This is a genomic window from Pseudomonas sp. PSE14, assembly GCF_029203285.1.
Classification (GTDB): domain Bacteria; phylum Pseudomonadota; class Gammaproteobacteria; order Pseudomonadales; family Pseudomonadaceae; genus Pseudomonas.
In genome coordinates this window covers 5,351,356-5,369,131 of the sequence record NZ_CP115669.1, presented here as the reverse complement: position 1 = coordinate 5,369,131, position 17,776 = coordinate 5,351,356, and the positions used below count along the sequence as shown (strand labels likewise).

General features: G+C 65.0%; 12 protein-coding genes. 6 read left to right on the top strand and 6 right to left on the bottom strand.

Annotation, left to right across the window (positions count from 1 at the left end):
- Positions 1-4: 4 nt before the first annotated feature.
- From O6P39_RS24580 to hemE, 4 genes are all read left to right on the top strand, one after another.
- Positions 5-1,696, top strand: a complete 1,692-nt coding sequence (locus O6P39_RS24580) for an AAA family ATPase (RefSeq protein ID WP_275608984.1) — start codon at positions 5-7, stop codon at positions 1,694-1,696.
- A gap of 463 nt (positions 1,697-2,159) precedes the next feature.
- Positions 2,160-6,605 (top strand): glutamate synthase large subunit, encoded by a 4,446-nt coding sequence (gene gltB / locus O6P39_RS24575; RefSeq protein ID WP_275608983.1) that lies wholly within the window; start codon positions 2,160-2,162, stop codon positions 6,603-6,605.
- A gap of 27 nt (positions 6,606-6,632) precedes the next feature.
- On the top strand, positions 6,633-8,051 hold the full coding sequence (locus O6P39_RS24570) for an FAD-dependent oxidoreductase (protein ID WP_017520506.1): 1,419 nt from the start codon (positions 6,633-6,635) through the stop codon (positions 8,049-8,051).
- 202 nt (positions 8,052-8,253) lie between these two features.
- A complete protein-coding gene (gene hemE, locus O6P39_RS24565; RefSeq protein WP_275608982.1) occupies positions 8,254-9,318 on the top strand; it encodes a uroporphyrinogen decarboxylase in 1,065 nt (354 codons plus the stop codon).
- A gap of 269 nt (positions 9,319-9,587) precedes the next feature.
- On the opposite strand, the gene gabP is transcribed toward hemE, so the two are convergent.
- Entirely contained in the window at positions 9,588-10,979 is a 1,392-nt protein-coding gene (gene gabP, locus O6P39_RS24560) for a GABA permease (protein WP_275608981.1), read from the bottom strand.
- Positions 10,980-11,223: 244 nt separating this feature from the next.
- Positions 11,224-12,543 (bottom strand): MFS transporter, encoded by a 1,320-nt coding sequence (locus O6P39_RS24555; protein WP_275608980.1) that lies wholly within the window; start codon positions 12,541-12,543, stop codon positions 11,224-11,226.
- 172 nt (positions 12,544-12,715) lie between these two features.
- On the opposite strand from O6P39_RS24555, the gene O6P39_RS24550 reads away from it, so the two are divergent.
- Both O6P39_RS24550 and O6P39_RS24545 read left to right on the top strand, forming a co-directional pair.
- Entirely contained in the window at positions 12,716-13,624 is a 909-nt protein-coding gene (locus O6P39_RS24550) for a LysR family transcriptional regulator (RefSeq protein ID WP_275608979.1), read from the top strand.
- 77 nt (positions 13,625-13,701) lie between these two features.
- Positions 13,702-14,469, top strand: coding sequence for a ParA family protein (locus O6P39_RS24545; protein WP_275608978.1), 768 nt, complete (start codon positions 13,702-13,704; stop codon positions 14,467-14,469).
- Positions 14,470-14,519: 50 nt separating this feature from the next.
- Here the strand turns inward: O6P39_RS24545 and O6P39_RS24540 are convergent, their stop codons facing one another.
- From O6P39_RS24540 to O6P39_RS24525, 4 genes are all read right to left on the bottom strand, one after another.
- Positions 14,520-15,326, bottom strand: a complete 807-nt coding sequence (locus O6P39_RS24540; protein WP_275608977.1) for a universal stress protein — start codon at positions 15,324-15,326, stop codon at positions 14,520-14,522.
- 77 nt (positions 15,327-15,403) lie between these two features.
- A complete protein-coding gene (locus O6P39_RS24535; protein ID WP_275608976.1) occupies positions 15,404-15,847 on the bottom strand; it encodes a YiiD C-terminal domain-containing protein in 444 nt (147 codons plus the stop codon).
- A 105-nt stretch (positions 15,848-15,952) separates the two neighbouring features.
- Entirely contained in the window at positions 15,953-16,387 is a 435-nt protein-coding gene (gene trxC / locus O6P39_RS24530; protein ID WP_275608975.1) for a thioredoxin TrxC, read from the bottom strand.
- A gap of 51 nt (positions 16,388-16,438) precedes the next feature.
- On the bottom strand, positions 16,439-17,716 hold the full coding sequence (locus O6P39_RS24525) for a bifunctional O-acetylhomoserine aminocarboxypropyltransferase/cysteine synthase (RefSeq protein WP_275608974.1): 1,278 nt from the start codon (positions 17,714-17,716) through the stop codon (positions 16,439-16,441).
- Positions 17,717-17,776 lie beyond the last annotated feature (60 nt).

Below are 17,776 nucleotides of genomic sequence, written 5' to 3'. Positions count from 1 at the left end.
TCCCATGTCCAGTTTGCATGCCGACGAGGCCTTCCTGGCCCACTACCAGTTCAGCCATGACCCGTTCGCACCGCGGGTTCCCGGCTTCAAGTTCTTCCCGGCGCAGCGCAAGCCCGTACTGGGCCAGCTGCACCACCTGGCGCGCTATAGCCACCTGCTGCTGGCCGTGACCGGCCCGCTGGGCAGCGGCAAGACGCTGCTGCGCCAGGCGCTGGTGGCCAGCACTAACAAGGACGCGGTCTCCAGCGTGGTCATCTCCGGCCGCTCGGTCACCGACGAGGCCACCCTGCTGCGCCAACTGGCCCAGGGCCTGGGCATCACCCAGACCAGCCTCGAGCCCATCCTGGCCAAGGTCGCCCAACTGGCGATCACTGGGCAGGACGTTTACCTGCTGGTGGACGATGCCGAGCAACTGCGCGATGACGCACTGGAAGTGCTGCTGCTTCTGGCTGCCGGCAACACCGAGGCGCGCCTGCACGTCTTCCTGTTCGGCGAGCCGGCGCTGCTGTCGCGTCTGGAGGTGCTGTCCGAAGGCGAGGAGCGTTTTCATGCCATTGAACTGCAGCCCTACAGCGAAGAGGAAACCCGCGAGTACCTGGCGCAGCGCCTGGAAGGTGCCGGGCAGGGCATCGAACTGATTTCCGCTGACCTGTTGGCCGACATTCACGAGCAGTCCGGCGGCTGGCCGGGAGCGATCAACCAGAGCGCTCGCGACGCCATGATCGAGGCGATGCTGGCTGACCGCGGTGGCGCTCGCAAGGCGGCTGGCCCAGGCTTCAAGCTGCCGAAAAAGCATTTGGCGATCCTGGGTGTGGTCGCCATCGGCGTCATCGCTGCCTGGTTCATGCAGGGCAAGACCAGCAAGCCAGAGTCCGCCAATAACACCGCTGCGCAAACCTCTTCCCAGCTGCCGCTGGGCGGCGCCGCCCCGCAACCGGGCGCCCAGCCGACGCCGGATGCTCAGGGTGCTGGCCCGTCTGTCGAGTTCGCCGGTTCTAATCAGCCGCTGCCGCTGCCACTGGTGGGCGAGAGCCAGCCGGTGATCCGCGAACCGATGGCCCAGGCCGGCGGCCAGGAAGATGCCGATGAAGGCGGTATGCCGTCCGCGGCCATTCCGCCGACCGTGACGACCTCCGCGCCGCCGGTAACGCCGCTGGCCAACAATGGCCCGGCTCCGCTGAACCCGGTGCCGCCGGCGCCGACCCAGTCGCAGCCAGTGGCCCAACCGACTCCGAAGCCCGCGCCGACCCAGGCCGCAGCCCCGCAACCGGTCAAACCCGCCGCCACAGCTTCGGCCAAGCCTACTCCGGCGGCCAAGCCGGCAGCGACCAAGCCCGCCACCACCGTTGCCAGCGCCAAGCCGGCCTCGGCCAGCAAACCCGCAGCGGCCACCGGCAGCGCCGGCAGCAGTAGTTGGTACCAGTCCCAGGCAGGTTCTCGCTACTCCGTGCAGGTGCTGGGCACCGGCTCGGAAGCCAGCGCCAAGGCCTTCATCAGCCAGCAGGGTGGTGGCGACTACCGCTACTTCCGCAAGAACCTGCAGGGCAAGCCGTTCTACGTCGTGACTTACGGCAGCTTCGCTGACCGCACGGCCGCACAGGCAGCGATCAAGAAGCTGCCGGCAAAGATCCAGGCTTCCAAGCCCTGGGCGCGTCCCTTCTCCAGCATCCAGCAGGACATCGCCGGGGCGCGCTGAAAGGTCGCACTGTCGTAGTAATGAAAAAGCCGAGCCCCACGCCATGGGGCTCGGCTTTTTTATTGGGTTGTTTCTTTCGCTGCATTCTTATAAAAATGCGACATCGGGTGTCGGCAGTGCGTCAAAAAAATAAGTGACGTCAGTCGCGCCGTGTGTACAATGACCTCCCTTTGCCTATCGGAAACTTGCCGCTTGAGCGAGTAGACAGGCAAAGCGCTTGATAGAGGGTCTGCTGACGTTTCGTCATGGCCAGGACCGGAACCGCCGCCACGTTGGGTAAGACGTGGCAAACGACGCGGATCGGTCATTCCAGGTGAACCAGGGGCTAGAACGGCGCTGCACGTCAGATGCGGCCCGTGCCTTTGAGGTGCGCGGGAAACAAGCCAGCAAAGGCGAAACAGGGCGATGGCGAAACGTCAGCAGACCCTGGAAATTAAAAAAGTTTTGCCGGTGAGAGTTCCCTATGAAAGCAGGTCTGTACCATCCTGAGACGTTCAAGGATAACTGCGGATTCGGCCTGATCGCCCATATGACGGGCGAGGCAAGCCATGAACTTCTGCAAACCGCCATCGAAGCACTGACCTGCATGACCCACCGAGGTGGGATCAACGCGGACGGGAAAACCGGGGACGGCTGTGGGCTGCTGATCCAGAAGCCCGACCAATTCCTGCGCGCCGTCGCCCAGGAGACCTTCGGTGTCGAGCTGCCCGCGCAGTACGCCGTGGGCATGGTCTTCTTCAACCAGGACCCGGTGAAAGCCGAAGCCGCCCGCGCGAACATGAATCGCGAGATCGAGCGTGCAGGCCTGAAACTGGTCGGCTGGCGCAAGGTGCCGATCGACACCAGCGTCCTGGGTCGCCTGGCGCTGGAGCGCCTGCCGCAGATCGAGCAGGTATTCATCGGCGGCGAAGGCCTGTCCGACCAGGAATTCGCGGTCAAGCTGTTCAGCTCCCGTCGCCGTTCTTCCGTGGCCAACGCCGAGGACGCCGATCACTACGTCTGCAGCTTCTCGCACAAGACCATCATCTATAAGGGCCTGATGATGCCGGCGGACCTCGCCGCCTTCTATCCGGACCTCTCCGATGAGCGCCTGAAGACCGCCATCTGCGTCTTCCACCAGCGCTTCTCGACCAACACCCTGCCCAAGTGGCCGCTGGCCCAGCCGTTCCGCCTGCTGGCGCACAACGGCGAGATCAACACCATCACCGGCAACCGCAACTGGGCCCAGGCCCGTCGCGGCAAGTTCACCAACGAGTGGATGCCTGACCTGGACGAGCTCGGCCCGCTGGTCAACCGCGTGGGTTCGGACTCCTCCAGCATGGACAACATGCTCGAGCTGATGGTCACCGGCGGCATGGACATGTTCCGTGGCCTGCGCATGATCATTCCGCCGGCCTGGCAGAACGTCGAGACCATGGACGCCGACCTGCGCGCGTTCTACGAATTCAACTCGCTGCACATGGAGCCGTGGGACGGCCCCGCCGGCGTCGTGCTGACCGACGGCCGCTACGCCGTCTGCCTGCTCGACCGCAACGGCCTTCGCCCGTCGCGCTGGGTTACCACCAAGAACGGCTACATCACCCTCGCCTCGGAAATCGGCGTGTGGGATTACAAGCCCGAGGACGTCATCGCCAAGGGCCGCGTCGGCCCAGGCCAGATCCTCGCGGTGGACACCGAGACCGGCCAGCTGCTGCAGACCGAGGACATCGACAATCGCCTGAAGTCGCGCCACCCGTACAAGCAGTGGCTGCGCCAGAGCGCGCTGCGCATCCAGGCCACCCTGGACGATGATCAGGGCGTTGCCAGCTACGACGGCGACCAGCTCAAGCAGTACATGAAAATGTTCCAGGTCACCTTCGAGGAGCGTGACCAAGTGCTGCGCCCGCTCGCCGAGCAGGGCCAGGAAGCGGTCGGCTCGATGGGCGACGACACCCCGATGGCGGTGCTGTCCAAGCGCATTCGCTCGCCCTACGACTACTTCCGCCAGGTCTTCGCGCAGGTTACCAACCCGCCGATCGACCCGCTGCGCGAAGCGATCGTGATGTCCCTGGAAACCTGTCTGGGCATCGAGCAGAACATCTTCGAAGAGTCCCCGCACCACGCCAATCAGGCGATCCTGACCACCCCGGTGATCTCCCCGGCCAAGTGGCGGACCCTGATGAACCTGGAGCGTCCGGGCTTCGATCGTCATCACATCGACCTGAACTACGACGAGTCCGTCGGCCTCGAAGCGGCCGTGCGCAACATCGCCGACCAAGCCGAGGAAGCCGTGCGCGCCGGCAAGGTGCTGCTGGTGCTGTCCGACCGTCACATCGCCCCCGGCAAGCTGCCGGTGCACGCGGCCCTGGCTGTCGGCGCCGTGCACCACCGCCTGGTGCAGACCGGTCTGCGCTGCGACTCCAACATCCTGGTGGAAACCGCCACCGCCCGTGACCCGCATCACTTCGCGGTGCTGGTGGGCTTCGGTGCGTCCGCGGTCTACCCGTTCCTCGCCTACGAGGTGCTGGCCGACCTGATCCGCACCGGCGAAGTGCTGGGCGACCTCTACGAGGTCTTCAAGTACTACCGCAAGGGCATCTCCAAGGGGATGCTGAAGATCCTCTCGAAGATGGGTATCTCCACCATCGCCTCCTACCGTGGCGCCCAACTGTTCGAAGCCATCGGCCTGTCCGACGAAGTCACCGGCCTGTGCTTCCCGGGCACCCCGAGCCGCATCCAGGGCGCGCGTTTCATCGACATCGAGAACGAGCAGAAGCTGCTCGCGTTCGAAGCCTGGAACAACCGTAAGCCGATCCAGCAGGGCGGCCTGCTGAAGTTCGTCTATGGCGGCGAGTACCACGCCTACAACCCGGACGTGGTGAACACCCTGCAGGCCGCCGTGCAGCAGGGCGACTACGCCAAGTTCAAGGAATACACCGCGCTGGTGGACCAGCGTCCGGTCTCCATGCTGCGCGACCTGCTCAAGGTGAAAACCTCCGAGCAGCCGCTGAGCCTGGACGAAATCGAGCCGCTGGAAGCCATCTTCAAGCGCTTCGACGCCGCCGGTATCTCCCTCGGCGCGCTGTCGCCGGAGGCCCACGAGGCTCTGGCCGAAGCCATGAACCGCCTGGGCGGCCGCTCCAACTCCGGTGAGGGTGGCGAAGACCCGGCGCGCTACGGCACGCTGAAAAGCTCGAAGATCAAGCAGGTGGCCACCGGCCGCTTCGGTGTGACCCCGGAATACCTGGTCAACGCCGAAGTCCTGCAGATCAAGGTGGCCCAGGGCGCCAAGCCCGGCGAAGGCGGCCAGCTGCCCGGCGGCAAGGTCAACGGCCTGATCGCCCGCCTGCGCTATGCCGTGCCCGGCGTGACCCTGATCTCGCCGCCGCCGCACCACGACATCTACTCCATCGAAGACCTCGCCCAGCTGATCTTCGACCTCAAGCAGGTCAACCCGCAGGCGCTGGTGTCGGTGAAGCTGGTGTCCGAACCGGGTGTAGGCACCATCGCCGCCGGCGTGGCCAAGGCCTATGCCGACCTGATCACCATCTCCGGCTACGACGGCGGTACCGGCGCCTCGCCGATCACCTCCATCAAGTACGCCGGTTCGCCGTGGGAGCTGGGCCTCGCCGAGGCGCACCAGACCCTGCGCGGCAACGACCTGCGCGGCAAGGTCCGCGTGCAGACCGACGGCGGCCTGAAGACCGGTCTGGACGTCATCAAGGCCGCGATCCTCGGCGCCGAAAGCTTCGGCTTCGGCACCGCGCCGATGATCGCCCTGGGCTGCAAGTACCTGCGCATCTGCCATCTCAACAACTGCGCCACCGGCGTCGCCACCCAGAACGACAAGCTGCGCAAGGACCACTTCATCGGCACCGTGGACATGGTGGTGAACTTCTTCACCTTCATCGCCAGCGAGACCCGTGAGTGGCTGGCCAAGCTTGGCGTGCGCAGCCTGGAAGAGCTGATCGGCCGCACCGACCTGCTGGAAATCCTGCCGGGCGAGACGCCCAAGCAGGGCAACCTCGATCTCACGCCGCTGCTGGGCAGCGACCTGATCCCGGCCGAGAAGCCGCAGTTCTGCATCGTGGAGAAGAACCCGCCGTTCGACCAAGGCCTGCTGGCCGAGAAGATGGTCGAGCTGGCCCGCGACGCCATCGCAGGCGCCAAGGGCGGCGAATACGAGCTGGACATCTGCAACTGCGACCGTTCCATTGGCGCGCGGATTTCCGGTGAGATCGCCAAGGTCCACGGCAACCAGGGCATGGCCAAGGCGCCGATCACCTTCCGCTTCAAGGGCACTGCGGGGCAGAGCTTCGGCGTATGGAACGCCGGCGGCCTGCACCTGTACCTGGAAGGTGACGCCAACGACTACGTAGGCAAGGGCATGACCGGCGGCAAGTTGGTCGTCACCCCGCCCAAGGGCAGCCCGTTCAAGTCGCAGGAGTCGGCCATCGTCGGCAACACCTGCCTGTACGGCGCCACCGGCGGCAAGCTGTTCGCCGCGGGTACCGCGGGCGAGCGTTTCGGCGTGCGCAACTCCGGTGCCCATGCCGTCGTGGAAGGCACCGGTGACCACTGCTGCGAATACATGACCGGCGGCTTCATTTGCGTACTGGGCAAGACCGGCTACAACTTCGGCTCCGGCATGACCGGTGGCTTCGCTTACGTCCTCGACATGGACAACACCTTCGTTGACCGCGTGAACCATGAACTGGTGGAAATCCAGCGCATCAGCGGCGAAGCGATGGAGGCCTACCGCAGCCACCTGCGCAAGGTCCTGGTCGAGTACGTGGCGGAAACCGCGAGTGAGTGGGGCGCACATCTGCTGGAGAACCTCGACGACTACCTGCGTCGGTTCTGGCTGGTGAAACCCAAGGCTGCAAGCCTCGGTTCCCTGCTGACCAGCACCCGTGCCAACCCGCAATAAGCGCCTGAAGTTTGATGAGGTCTGAAAATGTCTGAACGTCTGAATAACGACTTCCAGTTCATCGAAGTCGGGCGCAAGGATCCGAAGAAGAAGCTCCTGCGCCAACGCAAGCGCGAGTTCGTGGAAATCTATGACCTGTTCAAGCCGCAGCAGGCGGCCGACCAGGCCCACCGCTGCCTGGGCTGCGGCAACCCGTATTGCGAGTGGAAGTGCCCGGTGCACAACTTCATCCCCAACTGGTTGAAGCTGGTCTCCGAAGGCAACATCCTCGCCGCCGCCGAACTGTCCCACCAGACCAACACCCTGCCGGAAGTCTGCGGCCGGGTGTGCCCGCAGGACCGCCTGTGCGAAGGCGCCTGCACCCTGAACGACGGGTTCGGCGCGGTCACCATCGGTTCGGTGGAGAAGTACATCACCGACACCGCGTTCGCCATGGGCTGGCGCCCGGACATGTCCAAGGTCAAGCCCACCGGCAAGCGCGTCGCCGTGATCGGCGCGGGCCCGGCGGGCCTGGGCTGCGCCGATGTGCTGGTGCGCAACGGCGTGACTCCGGTGGTGTTCGACAAGAACCCGGAAATCGGCGGCCTGCTGACCTTCGGCATCCCCGAGTTCAAGCTGGAGAAGCAGGTGCTGTCCCGTCGCCGAGAAGTCTTCACCGGCATGGGCATCGAGTTCCGCCTGAACACCGAGATTGGCAAGGACGTGACCATGGAGCAACTGCTCGATGAGTACGATGCCGTGTTCATGGGCATGGGCACCTACACCTACATGAAAGGCGGCTTCCCCGGCGAGGACCTGCCCGGCGTGCACGATGCGCTGGACTTCCTGATCGCCAACGTGAACCGCAATCTGGGCTTCGAGAAGTCGCCGGAAGACTTTGTCGACATGAAGGGCAAGCGTGTCGTGGTGCTGGGCGGTGGCGACACCGCGATGGACTGCAACCGTACTTCGATCCGCCAGGGGGCCAAGAGCGTGACCTGCGCCTACCGTCGTGACGAAGAGAACATGCCTGGCTCGCGCAAAGAGGTGAAGAACGCCAAGGAAGAGGGCGTGAAGTTCCTCTTCAACCGCCAGCCCATCGCCATCGTCGGCGAGGACAAGGTGGAAGGCGTTAAGGTGGTCGAGACCCGTCTCGGCGAGCCGGATGCCCGTGGCCGTCGCAGCCCCGAGCCGATCCCGGGCTCCGAGGAAATCATCCCGGCCGAAGCCGTGCTGATCGCCTTCGGCTTCCGCCCGAGCCCGGCCCCGTGGTTCGACCAGCACCAGGTGGAAATCGACAGCCAGGGCCGCGTCATCGCCCCGGCCGCCGCGCAGTTCAAGCACCAGACCAGCAATCCGAAGATCTTCGCCGGTGGAGACATGGTCCGGGGTTCCGACCTGGTGGTGACCGCGATCTTCGAAGGGCGTACGGCTGCTGAAGGCATTCTGGACTACCTGGGCGTCTGATCGGGAGTTTGTAGGAGCGAGCTTGCTCGCGAACTTGCCCCGCAGCGGGGCATTCGCGAGCAAGGACTAGGCGTCCCCTCGGTCCTACGAAAAGCACTTCCAGCAGCGACCAAATGTCGCGCAAGACAAAAGGCACGGCACCCGCCGTGCCTTTTCGTTTGGGCTTTGCGAAAATGCCCGCACTTTTTTTCCGGATGCCGTTATGACTGCCCTGAAGAACGATCGCTTCCTCCGCGCCCTGCTCAAGCAGCCCGTCGATGTCACCCCCGTCTGGATGATGCGCCAGGCCGGCCGCTACCTGCCGGAATACCGCGCCACCCGCGCCAAGGCCGGTGACTTCATGAGCCTGTGCATGAACCCGCAGATGGCCTGCGAAGTGACCCTGCAGCCGCTGGACCGTTACCCGCAGCTGGATGCCGCGATCCTCTTCTCCGACATCCTCACCATCCCCGACGCCATGGGCCAGGGCCTGTACTTCGAGACCGGCGAAGGCCCGCGTTTCAAGAAGGTCGTGACCACCCAGGCCGACATCGATGCCCTGCCGATCCCCGATCCGGAGAAGGACCTGGGCTACGTGATGGACGCCGTGCGCACCATCCGCCGCGAGCTGAACGGCCGCGTGCCGCTGATCGGCTTCTCCGGCAGCCCCTGGACCCTGGCCACCTACATGGTCGAAGGCGGCTCCAGCCGTGACTTCCGCAAGACCAAGGCGATGCTCTACGACAACCCGCAGGCCCTGCACGCGCTGCTGGACAAGCTGGCGCAGTCGGTCACCAACTACCTGAACGGTCAGATCCTCGCCGGCGCCCAGGCGGTGCAGATCTTCGATTCCTGGGGCGGCGCGCTGTCGGCGGCGGCGTACCAGGAGTTCTCCCTGGCCTACATGCAGAAGATCGTCGACGGCCTGATCCGCGAACACGAAGGTCGCCGCGTGCCGGTGATCCTCTTCACCAAGGGTGGCGGCCTGTGGCTGGAATCCATGGCCAACACCGGCGCCGAAGCCCTGGGCCTGGACTGGACCTGCGACATTGGCTGCGCCCGCGCCCGCGTTGGCGACAAGGTGGCGCTGCAGGGCAACATGGACCCGGCGGTGCTGCATGCCAAGCCGGAAGCCATCCGTGCCGAAGTCGCTCGCATCCTTGGCGCCTTTGGTAACGGCAATGGGCACGTGTTCAACCTCGGCCACGGAATCACCCCGGAAGTCGATCCGGCCCATGCCGGCGCCTTCTTCGAGGCGGTGCACGAGCTGTCGGCGCAGTACCACTGAACCTGGCGCTGAACTGAAAAGCCCCGCATCTGCGGGGCTTCTTCTTTTTCGGGTCTCGGTTTGCGTGATTCGCCGGTAGGTTCTGTGGCTAAGCGGGTTCGCGAGCAAGCTCGCTCCTACACAGAGCGCACTGTACTTACCGGCTACCTGTAGGAGCGAGCTTGCTCGCGATCGGCCTGACGGCACGATATTTCACGACACAATGAAAAAGCCCCGCTCTGTAGCGGGGCTTTTTTCCCTCATGGAGCCTCAGGCCCCATCAGAGTGCATCACGCAGCATCGCCCACCAATCCGGCGGCGCTCTGGGCCTTGCGACGGTTCGACACCAGCAGGCCCGAGCAGACCACCACGACGGTCAGCAGGGTGGTGGCGACCACTTCCATGCGGTGATCCGGGCGGATCAGCATGATCGCGAGGGCGCCGACGATGAAGATGATCACCGCCCAGGTCAGCCAAGGGAACAGCCACATCTTCAGCTTCAGCTGATGGCCCTGGGCGAGCAGCTTCTTGCGCATGCGCAGTTGCGACAGGGCGATCACCAGGTACACCAGCAGGGCGATGGCGCCGGAGCTGGCCAGCAGGAAGTTGAACACTTCGGCCGGGGCCAGGTAGTTGGCGAAGGTGCACAGGAAGGCCATGGCGGTGGACAGCAGCACGGCGTACACCGGGGTGCGGCTGACGCTGGTCACCTGGGCGATCTTCGGCGCGTCGCCGCGCTTGCTCAGGGAGTACATCATGCGCGAGGCGGTGTAGAGCGCCGAGTTCAGGCAACTGGTCACCGAGACCAGCACGATGATGTCGACGATCAGCTTGGCGTACGGGATGTGCAGGTGCTCCAGCACGGTCTGGTAGGAGCCCATGCTCACCAGGCGCGGATCGTTCCACGGCACCAGGCAGACCACGATCAGGATCGACAGCAGGTAGAACAGCGCGATACGCCAGATCACCGAGTTGGTGGCGCGGGTGATCTGCTGCGCCGGGTCCTTGGACTCGGTGGCGGCGATGGTGACGATCTCCGAACCCATGAAGGAGAACATGGTGGTCAGCAGCGCGGCGAGTACGGCACCCCAGCCCTTGGGCATGAAGCCTTCGCTGGTCAGGTGGCCGATGCCGGAGACTTCGCTGTTGGGCGAGAAGCCGAAGATGGCTGCGCAGCCCAGAATCAGGAAGGCGATGATCGAGACGACCTTGATCAGCGCCAGCCAGAACTCGAACTCACCGTAGTTCTTCACACTGAACAGGTTGGTGATGGTCAGCGCGGAAGTGATCACGAAGGCCAGTACCCAGATCGGCGCGCCGGGGAACCAGGCGTGGATGATGGCCGCGGCGGCGTTGGCTTCCAGCGGGATCACCAGGACCCAGAACCACCAGTACAGCCAGCCGATGGTGAAACCGGCCCAGTGGCCGATGGCGCGGTCGGCATAGGTGGAGAAGGAGCCGCTGTCCGGCTGCGCGACGGCCATCTCGGCCAGCATGCGCATCACCAGGACCACCAGTAGGCCCGCGACCAGATAGGAAATCATGACTGCCGGACCGGCCTCGGCGATGGCATGGCCGGAACCTACGAACAGGCCGGCGCCAATGGCCCCGGCAATCGAAAGCATCGTGACGTGACGATTTTTCAGGCCCTGGGAGAGGCCGGAAGAAGGAGTACTGCTCATGCTTTACCTACAACTACAGGAGGGAATTGCGTACTGCGGGAGCCGAGGTCCGTTTCAGGATTCCAACAAGTCGTGCATTTTTCTTGACGCAAGGAACGCGCCATATTTTGTTACGACTTTAGTCGTAGAGTGGGAAGAAGTGCTACAACGCCCGCATGAAGGGCGTCGTAGGGATGCATGAAGTTATCCTTGTACGACCGTCCAGTGTCGTTTTTGGATATGTTTTGCAAGATGTGTGTAGAAATTACCCGTGTCTGGCAAGTGCGGGCAGGTCGCGCGGTAACACTGCAAGTCGGGCCAGGTGCAATGCCACCAGCAGCGCAATCACCAGCAGGCCGGCGATGAAAAGCCCCACACCGTTCCAGCCATAGTGGTGCCAGAACACCCCGCCGGCGGTGCCGGCGACGCTGGAGCCCACGTAGTAGCTGAACAGGTACAACGACGACGCCTGGCCTTTGGCTTTCAGCGCGCGGCGGCCGATCCAGCTGCTGGCTACCGAGTGCGCGCCGAAGAAGCCGAAGGTGAACACCAGCATGCCGACCAGCACCAGGGCCAGCGGTTGCAGCAGGGTGATCAGCAGGCCGCCGAGCATCAGCGCGATCATCGCCCAGAGCACCTTGCGCCGGCCCAGGCGGTCGGCCAGGGAGCCGACCCAGGCGGAGCTGTAGATGCCTGACAGGTAGACCACCGAGAGCACGCCGACCACTGCCTGGCTCAGGTGGTACGGGTCTGCCAGCAGGCGGTAGCCGATGTAGTTGAACAGGGTGACGAACGCCCCCATCAGCAGGAAGCCTACAAGGAACAGCCAGGGCAGGCCGGCATCGCGGAAGTGTCCGCGCAAGCCCTCGGCCAGTTGGCGCGGCTTGAGTGGTGCCGGGTGGAAGTTCTTCGACTCGGGCAGGATGCGCCAGAACAGCAGCGCTGCCGCCAGGGCGAGCACGCCCAGGGTGGCCAGCGCCACGTGCCAGTTCACGTAGTCCACCAGGACGCCACTGATCAACCGCCCGCTCATCCCGCCGATGGCATTGCCGCCGATATAAAGCCCCATGGACAGGCCGATGTGCTGCGGATGGATTTCCTCGGAGAGGTAGGTCATGCCCACCGCCGCCAGGCCGCTGAGCGACAGGCCGAGCAGCGCGCGCATCGCCAGGACGCCATGCCAGGTCGGCATGACTGCGCTGCCGAGGGTGAACAGGGCGGCGAGGATCAGCGAGGCGACCATGATCGACTTGCGCCCGATGGCGTCGGAAATAGGCCCGGTGACCAACAGGCCGAAGGCCATGGTGATGGTGGAGATCGATAGCACCAGGCTGCTCTGTGCCGCCGTCAGGTCGAAGGCCTTGGACAGCACCGGCATCATCGGTTGCACGCAGTAGAGCAGGGCGAAAGTGGCGAAGCCGCCGGAGAACAGCGCCAGGGAGGTGCGCATGAAGGCCGGGGTGCCTTTCTCGATATAACGCTCGATCTCTTCGACCGCGCTGACGACGCTGGCATTCGCCTGGCGCGCGGCATTGAGTAACTCGGGTTCGACTGGTTCTGGAGCCCGCAACGCAGATTGACTCACAACTCACCTCGATTCGGCTCGCGCAGGGGCGGAAAAGGCCCGTACGACGGGGATGGCGGAAGATTTTGGAGTTGTTATTGGGCTTGTGCTGGCAAGGATAAGGAGCAGTCTTTATTATTTCCAATATATTAATCGACACGTTTGATATGTATTTCGGCTCAATGGTGGTGGCATGGAATTGAGGCATCTGCGTTACTTCATTGCCGTGGCCGAAGAGCTGCACTTTGGCCGTGCCGCCGAGCAACTGGGCATCTCGCAGCCGCCCTTGAGCCAGCAGATCCAGGCGCTGGAAGAGGAGATCGGCGCGCGTCTGCTGGAGCGCACCAATCGACGGGTGGCGCTGACCGAGGCGGGGCGGCTGTTCCTGACCGAGGCGCGGCAGGTGCTGCAGCAGGTCGATCGCGCGGTGCTGCTGGCGCGCCGGGCGCACCAGGGCGAACTGGGCGAGTTGAAGATCGGTTTCACCGCCTCCGCACCCTTCACCTCGACCCTGCCGCGCAGCATCCTGGCGTTCCGCCAGGCCTACCCGGACGTTCACCTGGAACTGCAGGAGCTGAGCAGCGGCCAGGCCGTGCAGGCCCTGCTGGAGGAGCGGGTGCAGGTCGGGCTGATCCGGCCGATCGCCCTGCCGGAAACCCTGGAGGCGGTGGAGCTGTTCAGCGAGCCGCTGGTGGCGGTGCTCCGGGCCGACCACCCGCTGGCCGAGTCCAGCCTGGACGGCCTGGAGTTTGCCGCGCTGGCGGATGAGCCTTTCGTGTTCTTTCCCCGCAGCTATGGCACCGGCCTTTACAGCCAGTTGATCGCCCTGTCGCGGCAGGCCGGCTTTAGCCCGCGCATCGCCCAGGAGGCCGGCGAGGCCATGACCATCATCGGCCTGGTGGCCGCCGGGCTGGGCGTCTCCATGCTGCCGGCCTCGTTCCGTCGCACGCGGGTGGACGGTGTTGTCTACCGCACGCTGCTCGATCCGGGGGCGACCAGCTCGGTGTGGCTGGTACGTCGGCGCGACGAACGCTCGCCGCTGGCGCAGTCCTTCATCGATCTGCTGACCCGCGAAGTAGCCGCTTTGCGCGCCGACGGCTGACCGTTCGACGGAGGGCTCGCCGTTGTCATGGCCATTGCATAGAATCCGGACACTCGAATGGCTTCGGAGGCAGGCTCATGCGGCGCGTGGTGTTCAATCAGAAAGGTGGAGTGGGCAAATCGAGCATTGCCTGCAACCTGGCGGCGGTCAGTGCGGCGGAGGGGTATCGCACGCTGCTGGTGGACTTGGATGCCCAGGCCAACTCGACGCACTACCTGACCGGGCTGACCGGTGAGGACCTGCCGGTAGGAATCGCCGACTTCTTCAAGCAGACCCTCTCGTCCGGCCCCTTCAGCCGCAAGGGCAAGGTCGATATCTACGAGACGCCCTTCGACAACCTGCACGTGGTCACCGCGAGCCCGGAGCTGGCCGACCTGCAACCCAAGCTCGAGCAGAAGCACAAGATCAACAAGCTGCGCAAACTGCTGGATGAGCTGGCCGAGGACTACGACCGGATCTACCTTGACACCCCGCCGGCGCTGAACTTCTACACCGTCTCGGCGCTGATCGCCGCCGATCGCTGCCTGATTCCCTTTGACTGCGACAGCTTCTCTCGCCAGGCGCTCTACGGCCTGCTGCAGGAGATCGAGGAGCTGAAGGAGGACCACAATGAGGACCTGGAAGTCGAGGGCATCGTGGTCAACCAGTTCCAGCCGCGTGCGACCTTGCCGCAGCAGTTGCTGGATGAACTGGTGGAAGAGGAGCTGCCGGTGCTGCCGGTGTACCTGATGAGCTCGGTGAAAATGCGTGAGTCGCACCAGGCGTGCACGCCGCTGATCTTCCTCGATCCGCGACACAAGCTGACCCAGCAGTTCGTCGAGCTGCACAACCTGCTGGAAGCCTGAGCTCCCGGCAGATCAAACGCTCCCGCCCAGGGGGCGTGCCCGGCGGCGCCTCACTGCGAGATGAGAATGTCGCACGGCGGCCGACGCAGGAAGTAGCGGGTCGAACTGCCGAGCATGGCCTGCTCGATGGGGCCGCGACTGCGACTGCCGAGCACCAGCAGGTCTGGCGTCCATTCCCGCAGCGCGGTCTCCAGCGCCTGTTGGAAGTTTCCCGGTTGCACCGCACAGAGCAGTTGCGGCCCTTCGGCCGGCAACTGTGCGCGCTCATCCTGCAGTGTCTGGCGCAGCAGCGCGCGCTGGGTCTCCAGATGCTCGTCGGCGCGCCCGGTCCTGCCGGGCTGGTAGGCATTGAGCGCCAGCAGCTGCGCGCTGGTCGGCAGCAGCCGGTAGCCGGCTCGCCAGGCCTGGCAGGAGCACAGTGACAGGTCCAGTCCCGCCAGTGCGCGGGTGTAGGGTTCGGCGGATTCATCCACTGCCAGCAGAATCGGCGTGCGGCAATGACGGGCGATGCGCTCCAGAGTGGTGCCGTCGAAGCGTTCAAGAATCTGCTGGTGATGCGCACCGATCAGCAGCAGGTCGGCCTTGAGCTCCTGTGCCGCCTGGGTGACGGTGGTCGCGGCGCGGCCCTGGCGGATCAGCAACTGGTAGTCGGCAATGGCGTTGGCCGCCACGGCATCGCGCAACGCGACCTCGGCGGCCTCACGGACGGTGTCCATCATGCGGTCGGGGAAGTACTCCTCGATCACATGCAGCAAGGTGACGTGCGCGCCATGCTGGCGGGCCAGTTGGGCGGCGCGGCGTACCGCAATGTCCGCTTCCACGCTGAGGTCGTGGGCGACGAGCAGGTTCCTGTACATGGTGGCGTCCCTCTGTGATGCCACCACTGTCGCGCCATGTAGGAAATTTCACCTTGATACAGGACAACGGCCCATCGTCAGCGGCTACGCAGTTGATAGACGGCGTGGCTCTCGGCGACAACGTCGCCGTTCTCATCCTTGAGTTGCAGGTCGAGCACGAAGTCGGCCTTGCCGTTGGTGGTCGCTTCCTCGCCGATGCGCTGGATTTCGTCCTCGCTGAGCCGGGCGTCGACAGTAATGTCGCTGGCGGCGGGGCGCAGGAAGCGCAGTCCGGCTTCCTTGACGATCGGGTAGAAGCGTCGAGCGTCGAAGCTGGTCATCATGAGCACGCCGCCCGGCAGTTCGGCCACGGTGAACAGGGCGCCGGCGTACATGTTGTGGATGTGGTTCTCGTTGCCCTTGAGCGGCATACGCAGGCGCACATGGCCTGCTTCCAGCACTTCGGCCTTCAGGCCCGTGCGTTTGACGAAGGCGATGTGTTCTTCGGTGAGCTGGCGGATGAATGCTTCGGGGTAGGACATGGGCGCGCTCCGTTTCGCCTGTTTATCGTCTGCCCAAGACTAGCTGCACCGCACGGTCTGGCAATGACCGCGCGGATTGACCGGATCGCTCAGTGGATGAGGGCGTCAGATACCGTTGCGAGCCAGCCAGTCGAGCAGCTGTGGCAGCGGCATGGCGCCGCTCTGGCGCGCCACTTCCTGGCCGTTGCGCAGCAGGATCAGGCTGGGAATCGAACGGATGCCCAGGCGCGTGGAGAGGTTCGGGTTGGCATCGCTGTCCAGCTTGGCCAGACGCACTTTTCCGGACAGGCGCGCGGCCGCCTGCTCGAATACCGGCGCAAAGCTCTTGCACGGACCGCACCAGTCGGCCCAGACGTCCACCAGCAGCGGCAGGTCGCCCTTGGCCTGGGCGGCGAAGCCGGCTTCGTTCAGCTCGAAGGGGCGGTCGACGATGACCGGCGACTGGCAGCGGCCGCAGCGCGGCGCGTCGCCCAGGCGCTCGGCGGGTACGCGGTTGAGGCCGTTGCACTGCGGGCAGGGGATGATCAGGGATTCGGACATGGCGAGGCTCCAGAGGCTATGACGCCAAGGTGGAGCCTCGCGGTCCGGGTTTCAACCCTCGGCAGCCCGCAGCGCCTGGGCGAGGTCGGCGAGGATGTCGTCGATATGCTCGATGCCGATGGACAGGCGCACCATGTCGCGCGGTACGCCGGCCTTCTCCAGTTCCTCGTCGTTGAGCTGGCGGTGGGTGGTGGAGGCCGGGTGGCAGGCCAGGGACTTGGCGTCGCCGATGTTCACCAGGCGTACCACCAGCTTCAGTGCGTCGATGAAGCGCGCGCCGGCTTCCTGTCCGCCCTGGATGCCGAAGGAGAGGATCGCCGCCGGCTGGCCGCCCATGTAGCGCTGGGCCAGGGCGTGCTCGGGGTGGTCGGCGAGGCCTGCGTATTTCACCCAGTTCACCTGCGGATGTTCCTGCAGGTAGCGCGCGACTTTCAGGGCGTTGTCGCAGTGGCGCTCCATGCGCAGCGCCAGGGTTTCCAGGCCCTGCAGGATGAGGAAGGCGTTGAACGGCGACAGCGCGGCGCCGGTGTTGCGCAGCGGCACCACGCGGCAGCGGCCGATGAAGGCGGCGGGGCCGAAGGCTTCGGTGTAGGTCACGCCGTGGTAGGACGGGTCCGGGGTGTTGAGCAGCGGGAAGCGCGCCTTGTTCTCGGCCCAGGGGAAGTTGCCGGAGTCGACGACGATGCCGCCGATGCTGGTGCCGTGGCCGCCGATGTACTTGGTCAGCGAATGCACGACGATGTCCGCGCCGTGCTCGAAGGGCCGGCAGAGGATCGGCGTGGCGACGGTATTGTCGACGATCAGCGGCACGCCGTGGCGGTGCGCGGCGTCGGCCAGGGCCTGCAGGTCGACGATGTTGCCCGCCGGGTTGCCGATGGATTCGCAGAACACCGCCTTGGTGCGCTCGTCGATCAGCGCTTCGAGGGCGGCGATGTCGTCATGGGGCGCGAAGCGGGTCTGGATGCCGAAGCGCGGCAGGGTGTGGGCGAGCAGGTTGTAGGTGCCGCCGTAGAGCTTGGCCACCGAGACGATGTTGTCGCCGGCTTCGGCCACGGTCTGAATGGCGTAGGTGATGGCGGCCATGCCCGAGGCTACGGCCAGTGCACCGACCCCGCCTTCCAGCGCCGCCACGCGCTCCTCCAGCACCGCGTTGGTGGGGTTCATGATTCGGGTGTAGATGTTGCCGGCGACTTTCAGGTCGAACAGGTCGGCGCCGTGCTGGGTGTCGTCGAAGGCGTAGGAGCTGGTCTGGTAGATCGGCACGGCCACGGCCTTGGTGGTCGGGTCGGGGCTGTAGCCGGCGTGAATGGCGAGGGTTTCCAGTTTCATTGTTCGAGCATCCTTGTGGCAGAAAGGCCCGAGGATGCGAGCGGCGTCCGGCGTCGGTCA